The sequence below is a fragment of the Sphingomonas sp. TF3 genome (genome assembly GCF_003985085.1).
Lineage (GTDB): Bacteria > Pseudomonadota > Alphaproteobacteria > Sphingomonadales > Sphingomonadaceae > Sphingomonas.
In genome coordinates, this window is record NZ_RWKS01000005.1 from 213428 (window position 1) to 220097 (window position 6670).

6 protein-coding genes are annotated in these 6670 nt (G+C 65.3%); 4 read left to right on the forward strand and 2 right to left on the reverse strand.

Translation table 11 applies throughout. The annotated features are described in order from the left end of the window. Positions 1-59: 59 nt before the first annotated feature. From EJC47_RS06430 to EJC47_RS06440, 3 genes are all read left to right on the forward strand, one after another. Positions 60-1082 carry a DUF4167 domain-containing protein gene (locus EJC47_RS06430; RefSeq protein WP_126846144.1) on the forward strand — a complete coding sequence of 341 codons (1023 nt, stop codon included), beginning with the start codon at positions 60-62 and terminating at the stop codon, positions 1080-1082. A 91-nt stretch (positions 1083-1173) separates the two neighbouring features. Continuing rightward, positions 1174-2598 (forward strand): DUF4139 domain-containing protein, encoded by a 1425-nt coding sequence (locus EJC47_RS06435; RefSeq protein WP_126846146.1) that lies wholly within the window; start codon positions 1174-1176, stop codon positions 2596-2598. Between the two features lie 5 nt (positions 2599-2603). Then, positions 2604-4121 (forward strand): DUF4139 domain-containing protein, encoded by a 1518-nt coding sequence (locus tag EJC47_RS06440; RefSeq protein ID WP_260591492.1) that lies wholly within the window; start codon positions 2604-2606, stop codon positions 4119-4121. A 147-nt stretch (positions 4122-4268) separates the two neighbouring features. Here the strand turns inward: EJC47_RS06440 and EJC47_RS06445 are convergent, their stop codons facing one another. Further along, entirely contained in the window at positions 4269-4544 is a 276-nt protein-coding gene (locus tag EJC47_RS06445) for a hypothetical protein (protein ID WP_126846151.1), read from the reverse strand. A 78-nt stretch (positions 4545-4622) separates the two neighbouring features. On the opposite strand from EJC47_RS06445, the gene EJC47_RS06450 reads away from it, so the two are divergent. Next, positions 4623-5051: a CBS domain-containing protein gene (locus EJC47_RS06450; RefSeq protein ID WP_033966133.1), complete on the forward strand. Its 429-nt coding sequence runs from the start codon at positions 4623-4625 to the stop codon at positions 5049-5051. On the opposite strand, the gene EJC47_RS06455 is transcribed toward EJC47_RS06450, so the two are convergent. Beyond that, positions 5048-6541, reverse strand: coding sequence for a lipopolysaccharide biosynthesis protein (locus EJC47_RS06455; RefSeq protein WP_126846153.1), 1494 nt, complete (start codon positions 6539-6541; stop codon positions 5048-5050). The genes EJC47_RS06450 and EJC47_RS06455 overlap by 4 nt on opposite strands. Between the last annotated feature and the right edge of the window lie 129 nt (positions 6542-6670).

Sequence of the window (6670 nt, forward strand, 5' to 3'; positions counted from 1 at the left end):
TGCATCCAGATTTATTGGAGCACGGCCGGGTTGGTTTCCAAGCACAGGACAACAAGAACTTGATCAATAATCGTCAGGCCGGCCGCCGTCGCGGCCGTGGCGGGCAGCAGCAGCGCTCGTCGGGTGGCAATCCGGGTCGTCAGGACACCGGCAATCGCATCGACAATCGCGCGCGCGGCAATGCCGCCCAGTTGCTCGAGAAATACAAGACGCTCGCGCGCGACGCGCAGATGCAGGGTGACCGCGTCAACGTCGAATATTATCTGCAATTTGCCGATCATTACTTCCGCGTGCTGGCCGAAACCCGCGCGCGCTTCGAGGAAAATGGCGGCGCGCCGTCGACCCGCCGCATCCAGGGCGCGACCCTTGATGAAGACGAGCCCGATTATGAAGATGAGGGCGAGCGCGTTCCGGAGCAGCCGCGCGGCGATCAGCAGCGTGGCGGCCAGAACGGCAACGGCCAGCAAAACGGGTATCGCCAGGACGGCAATCGTCAGGATGGGCGTCAGGACGGCAATCGCTCCTACAACCAGAATGGCGGCCATCAGCAAAACGGCAACCAGAACACCGCACCCCAAAACGGCGCATCCGAAGCGCGCGGCGCGGGCCAGGGTTATGACGACCGTGGCCGTGGCCGGGCAAATGGCAACGCCCAGGGCAGCGAAGGCGGTTATGAGCGGCAGACCGATGCTCCGCGCGAAGAACGCGGCGAACGCCGTCCACGCGGCGACCGCTACGAGCGTGAGGATCGCGTAGCGCGGACTCCCGAGGCGAGCGAAGAAGCGGTGTCGGTCGAAACGATCGTGCCCTTTGAAGGCGCACCCGCCGTCGAAGGCGTGGTCGCGGTCGAGGCGGTTGCAGCGGCACCGCGTCGCGGCCGTGGTCGTCCCCGGCGCGAGCCCGTTGCGGTTGCCGTCGTGGAAGATGCTGGCGAGGATAGCGGTTTCACCGCCGATCGCCTGCCGCCGTCGCTCAACCTCTCTGCAGTCGTCGAGCCTGACAGCGATGGCGAACTGATCGAGAAGCCGCGCCGCCGTCGCGGCCGCCCACCCGGCAGCACGACCAGCACGCCAAGCGAGTAATCCGCCGCTCCGTTTAGCGGGCCTGACTATGGGATTGTAACGCCGTTGTTATATCCATAGCCTAGGCCCGCGATAACGGGAGAGCGATGACATGCGCATGTGGCTGGCGACGACGATGCTCTGCTTGCCCGGCGTGGCGAACGCGCAAAGCGCTGCCCCCGACCCGGTCGCGAGCAGCGCGCAGGGGGACCTGTCGGTCACCATCTACAATAATAATCTGGCGCTGATCCAGGATACCCGCCAATTGGCCCTGCCGCGCGGTCGATCCCGCCAGGAGTTCGCCGATGTCTCCGCGCAGATCCGCCCTGAGACGGTGACGCTCACCGCCGCCGGTGCTGGCATCGTCGAACAGAATTTCGATTACGACCTGCTCTCGCCCGAAACGCTGATGGACAAATCGGTTGGTCGCAGCGTGACGCTGGTGCGCACCAACCCCGCCACCGGCGCGGAAACGCGCGAGACAGCGCGCGTGCTCGCCAATAATGGTGGCACCATCGTCCAGATCGGCGACCGGATCGAGATCCTCGATCGCAGCGGTGGCCGCGTGGTCTTCCCCTCTCTCCCCGCCAATCTGCGCGCGCGGCCGACCTTGTCGGTGACGCTCGACAGCACGAATGCGGGCACGCGCCCGGCCACGCTCAACTATTTGTCGCGCGGGCTGGGGTGGAAGGCCGACTATGTCGCCTTGTTCGATGAGAAAGCCGGCAAGCTCGACGTGCAGGGCTGGATCACGCTGACCAACACCACCGGCACCACCTTCAATGCGGCCAGGACGCTGCTGGTCGCGGGCGCGGTCGGCACGGCGGATGGCGGCAATCGCCCGCGCTTTTACAGTGGTCGCGGCACGCCCGGCCCACGCGGCAACCAGCCCGGCACCGAGACGGCGCGCCGTGAGCAACTCGGCGACTTCTATCTCTATCCGCTGGCCGAGCGCACCACGATCGCCAATGCGCAGACCAAGCAGGTCAGCTTTCTCGACGTGGCCGGCGCGCCTGCCGCCAAGACCTATTTCTATCGCAACCCCTGGCTGCAAAAGCTTGACGAGGCGGTCAGCGTCGACACGGTGTTGAAATTCAGTTCGTCCCGCGAAGGCGGCCTCGGCGATGCGCTGCCCGCCGGCACGGTGCGCGTCTATATGCGCGATGCGCGTGGCGCGCCGCAATTCATCGGCGAAAGCGAAATCCCGCACACGCCGATGGGATCGAAGCTCGCGCTCAAGACCGGTGAAGCGTTCGACGTGAAGATCCTGCCGACTGTCGAAAAGCGCGAGCGGATTTCGAGCGATCGCTGGCGCACGACGATGCGTTACACCCTCACCAATGCGCGCGCGCAGGGCGTGACCGTCGAGCTGGCTCAGGCAGCGCTCGACGGGCTCTACGGCTCGTGGGCCGACACGAAAATTATCGACGAAAGCCAGCCGAGCACGCGCGTCGATGCCGATGAGGCGGTGTGGCAAATCGCCGTTCCCGCCCACGGAACCGCGAGCGTCACGGCGACCTTCGACACGCGGTTCTGAGCGCGGTGCGGCGCGTTCTGCGCTGGTTGATGGCACTGCTGGTCGGCGCGCTGGCGAGCGCGGTGCCCGCGCAAACCGTATCGCGCGCGCCCGACCGCGTTGCCGTGACGATCTACCGTGCCCCCCGGCGTGCGCCCGATCAGGCAATCGATCGCGCCTGGCTGCAAGGCTATGCACTCATCACCGAACAGCGCCGCGTGACCATCCCGGCGGGGCGGACGACGCTGCGTTTCGAAGGCGTCGCGGCGGGGATTTTGCCCGAAAGCGCGATCGTCACCGGCCTGCCGCAGGGCGTGCGCGAGAAGAATCTCGATGCCGATCTGCTCTCACCGCGCAGCCTTTACGCGGGCAGCTTCGGCCGTCCGGTGACGATCCGGCGAACGATTGCCAAGCGCATCGTCGAGGAGGAAGCGATCATCCGCTCGGGGCCGGACGGTGCCGCGATCCTGCAGACGCGCGACGGATTCCTTGCCGCCGATTGCGGGCCTTCGCAGGATGCGCTGGTCTATAACCGCGTGCCGCCAACGCTTGCTGCCAAGCCGACTCTGTCGGTCGAGCTCGATTCGCCGACCGTAGCGAGCGTCACCGTCACGCTCTCCTATCTCGCCTGGGGGTTCGACTGGCAGGCCAATTATGTCGCGACGCTGCGCCCCGACGGCCAAAGCGCCGATCTGCTGGCGTGGGTGACGCTCGCCAGCAGCGACATCACCAGCTTCGCCGATGCCGAGACGATGGTGGTTGCAGGCGCGGTCAAACGAGAGGGCAGCGCGCCCAATCCGGCATGGAGCGCGCGCGACGAGTCGCTTACCTTTACGTGTTTCGCTCGCCCGATCGAGTTTCCGGTACTGGCAGAGTCGGCTCCGCCTGCACCCGCACCCGCACCCGCACCGATGGCGATGGATATCGTGGTCACCGGCAGCCGCATCCGGAGTGCAGGTCTGGTGCAGCAGGAGGATCTCGGCGATCTGAAACTCTACCGCGTGCCCGATCGCACCACCGTTGCCGCGCTCGCGCAAAAGCAGGTCGCCTTGCTCGATCGCGCTGCGGTGCCGGTCGGCATCGTCTATGTGTCCACGATCGACAGCGATGGCGATGCCGACGCGCCGCGAATCACGCTGCGCCTGCGCAACCGTACCGATCAGGGGTTGGGCGTTCCTCTCCCGGCGGGACCGGTCGCCTTGTTCCAGCCCCGCGGTAACACCGCGCTGTTGATCGGGGAGGGCGCGATTGCCGATAAGGCAGTGGGCGAGGAGGTCGAAGCCGGTGTCGCCGATGCCACCCAAGTGACGATCGAAAGCGCGCATTCCGACAGCGGCAAGGATTGGGAGGCCTATCGCCTGACCGCGCGCAACGCCAACCCCTATCCCGTCCGCTTCGAAGCGCGCTTCGCCGGCGAGGATTTGCCCCGCATGTCGCGCATGACCGAGACGCTCACGCGCAAGGACGGCAAAGCGGTGTGGTCGGTGGAGATCCCCGCCAACGGCACGCGCAGCTTCGGCTATCGCATCAAGGATAGCGATTAGAGTCGGGTGATCTTTCACCAGTTCCGTTCGTTTCGAGCGAAGTCGACAAACCTGGCACAGCGATTGCTGCTGTTTCTCGACTTCGCTCGAAACGAACGGGGCGAAGTGAAATCATCGCGCTCAAGCGTCCGACGGTTGGCCCTCGGCTCAGTCCCGCCGATCGACCGACTCATCATGACCCGAGCCCGAGCTGAGGAAGATCAGCCCCATCAGCACCGCACTCAGCATGATCGATCCGCCCGCGCCGCCGATCACCGCGAGGATCGCCACCCACCCCATTGGCCCATAAAAATGCTGCAGCACCACGATCGCCGCGACGACGAACACCGCTGCCAGCACCGCCATCCAGCCGAGGATGCGGCGAAAGCGGGCCCAGGCAAAGGCCGCATAAGCGGGATCATCGAGGCCGGGCGGAGTCGTCATTGCTTCCCATAGATCGTGAAACGTGAAATCCTCAAGCGCCTGAGAGACTCGGATGACGAGCGCAGTAGGAGAGAGCCGATGACGATCGCAGCAATCCTGGGCAATAAGGGCCGTGAAGTGATTTCGATCACCGCGCAGCACAGCGTCGGCGACGCGGTGGCGGTGCTGGCGACGCGCCGCGTCGGCGCGGTGCCGGTGATGGAGGGCAACAGCGTCGTCGGCATCTTTTCCGAACGCGACGTGATTCATGCGATCCACGCGCATGGCGCAGACGCGATGGCGCGCAGCGTCGGCGATACGATGACCGCACCGCCGATCACCGTGACCCCGTCCGAGGCGGTGATCGGTGCGCTGTCGCTGATGACACGGCGGCGGATCCGCCATTTGCCCGTGGTCGAGGGCGATACGGTGATCGGCTTCGTCTCGATCGGCGATTTGGTCAAATATCGCATCGACCGGATCGAGGCCGATGCCGAGGCGATGCGCAGTTATATTCAGTCGGCCTAGGCGGTTGCGAGCGGAGTGGGCTGTTTGCGCACCACCGCGATCATTTCGCGCACCACGCCGCGCGCGAACAGCGCGAGCCATCCGCCATAAGCGCCCGCGCCCACCGCCACCAATATGGCAAGGCGCGGGAAGGCTTGCATCGCGGGCAGAGCCTCGTCGACCAGCGTCACCACCAGTGCCATCGCCAGCGCGGCGAGCAACGCTGGCGCGATTGCGTCGGCGATGGCGCGCGGCGAGGTGCCGATGACGGGCAGTGATCGCCACAGGCTGACGCCGAGATAGACCGGATAAGCGCAGATCCACGCCGTCGCCAGGCCGGTCGCCCCCCAACGCACGCCGATCACAAACGCGATCGTCAGCACCAGCGCGCCAACCGCGCCATTGCGCACGCCGATCCCCGGACGCCCGCACGCGTCGCACGCTGGCTGCAACAACACCTGCAGCGTCATGAACGGCATGGCCAGCGCGAGCAAATGCACGACGGGCGCGGCTTCGCGCCATTTCTCGCCCAATACCGTCAGCACCAGCGGCTCGGCGGTCGCGGCAAGGCCGAAATAGAAGGGGAGCGCCGCGATCATGATGATTCGTACCGATCGCGCAAAGGCGGCGGCGACCAGCGCGCGATCATGCTGGATTCGCGCATAGGCCGAAAAGGCGACTTCGTTGAGCGGCGGCACGAATTTCGAGACGAACACCTGCGTGAGGAACAGGCTCTCGGTGTAGATGCCGAGCGTGTGCGGGGTGAAATGGCGCCCGGCGATGAACACGTCGGCCTGGCTTTGGGCGAACCAGAAGAGCTGGCCAACCGCCATTACGCCGCCATATCGCGCGAGCCTGCCTGCTCCGCGAAAATCGAAGCTTGGCCATACCAGCGACTTGGCGACGATCGTCATGCCGATCGCTCGAACGCTGAAGAGGACCAACGGGGCGAGCACCAGCGTCCATACACCGAGCCCGGCCATCGCCCCGGCCAAGGCTGCGCTCGCGCTGGCGATCGATGCAAGAATATTGACCCGCGCCTGCAGCTTGAATTCGAGCGTGCGCGACAGCAGCGCATAGGGCAGCGCGATGAAGGGCGTCGTCAGATAGAGCAGCGCTTGTACCTGCAGCAGGTGCGCGACGATCGGCTGCCGATAATAAGCGGCGGCGGCGGGGGCGAGGAGGAAGACCTGCGCCGCCGCCAGTACGCCGTTGAGCAGCAGCAACATGCCGAACAGCTGGCGAATGTCGCGCGGCGTGATTTCGGCCTTCTGGATCAGCCCGCTCGCCAGCCCATAGCCGTTGAGCATGTTGAGGAAGACCAGCACCACCCCTGTCATCGCAAACAGACCATAATCGTGCGGGTCGAGGATCCGAATCACGAGAAAGGTGGAAGCCCATTGCACGATTTGCGCGAGAATCTGGCTGCCTGACCGCCAAATCACGGCGCTACGCACCTGATTCGACAGCGATTCGGCCGGGGGATTCGAAGATTCGGCAAGGGCGTCCATTCCGACGCCCTTATCCCGGAAGCCGTTAAGGACCGCTAAACCCGCAGATTTTCGCGGTTTTGCAGGGCAGTGAAAGAAAATTGCAAAAAAGGGTTTGACGGGCTGGAGAGTCGCATCTAGAGACCACTC

What these genes read in the sequence shown, in the direction of transcription:
- EJC47_RS06435 (WP_126846146.1), top strand. Translation starts at nt 1,174, where the DNA reads ATGCGCATGTGGCTGGCGACGACGATGCTCTGCTTGCCCGGCGTGGCG.
- EJC47_RS06445 (WP_126846151.1), bottom strand. Translation starts at nt 4,544, where the DNA reads ATGACGACTCCGCCCGGCCTCGATGATCCCGCTTATGCGGCCTTTGCC.
- EJC47_RS06450 (WP_033966133.1), top strand. Translation starts at nt 4,623, where the DNA reads ATGACGATCGCAGCAATCCTGGGCAATAAGGGCCGTGAAGTGATTTCG.
- EJC47_RS06455 (WP_126846153.1), bottom strand. Translation starts at nt 6,541, where the DNA reads ATGGACGCCCTTGCCGAATCTTCGAATCCCCCGGCCGAATCGCTGTCG.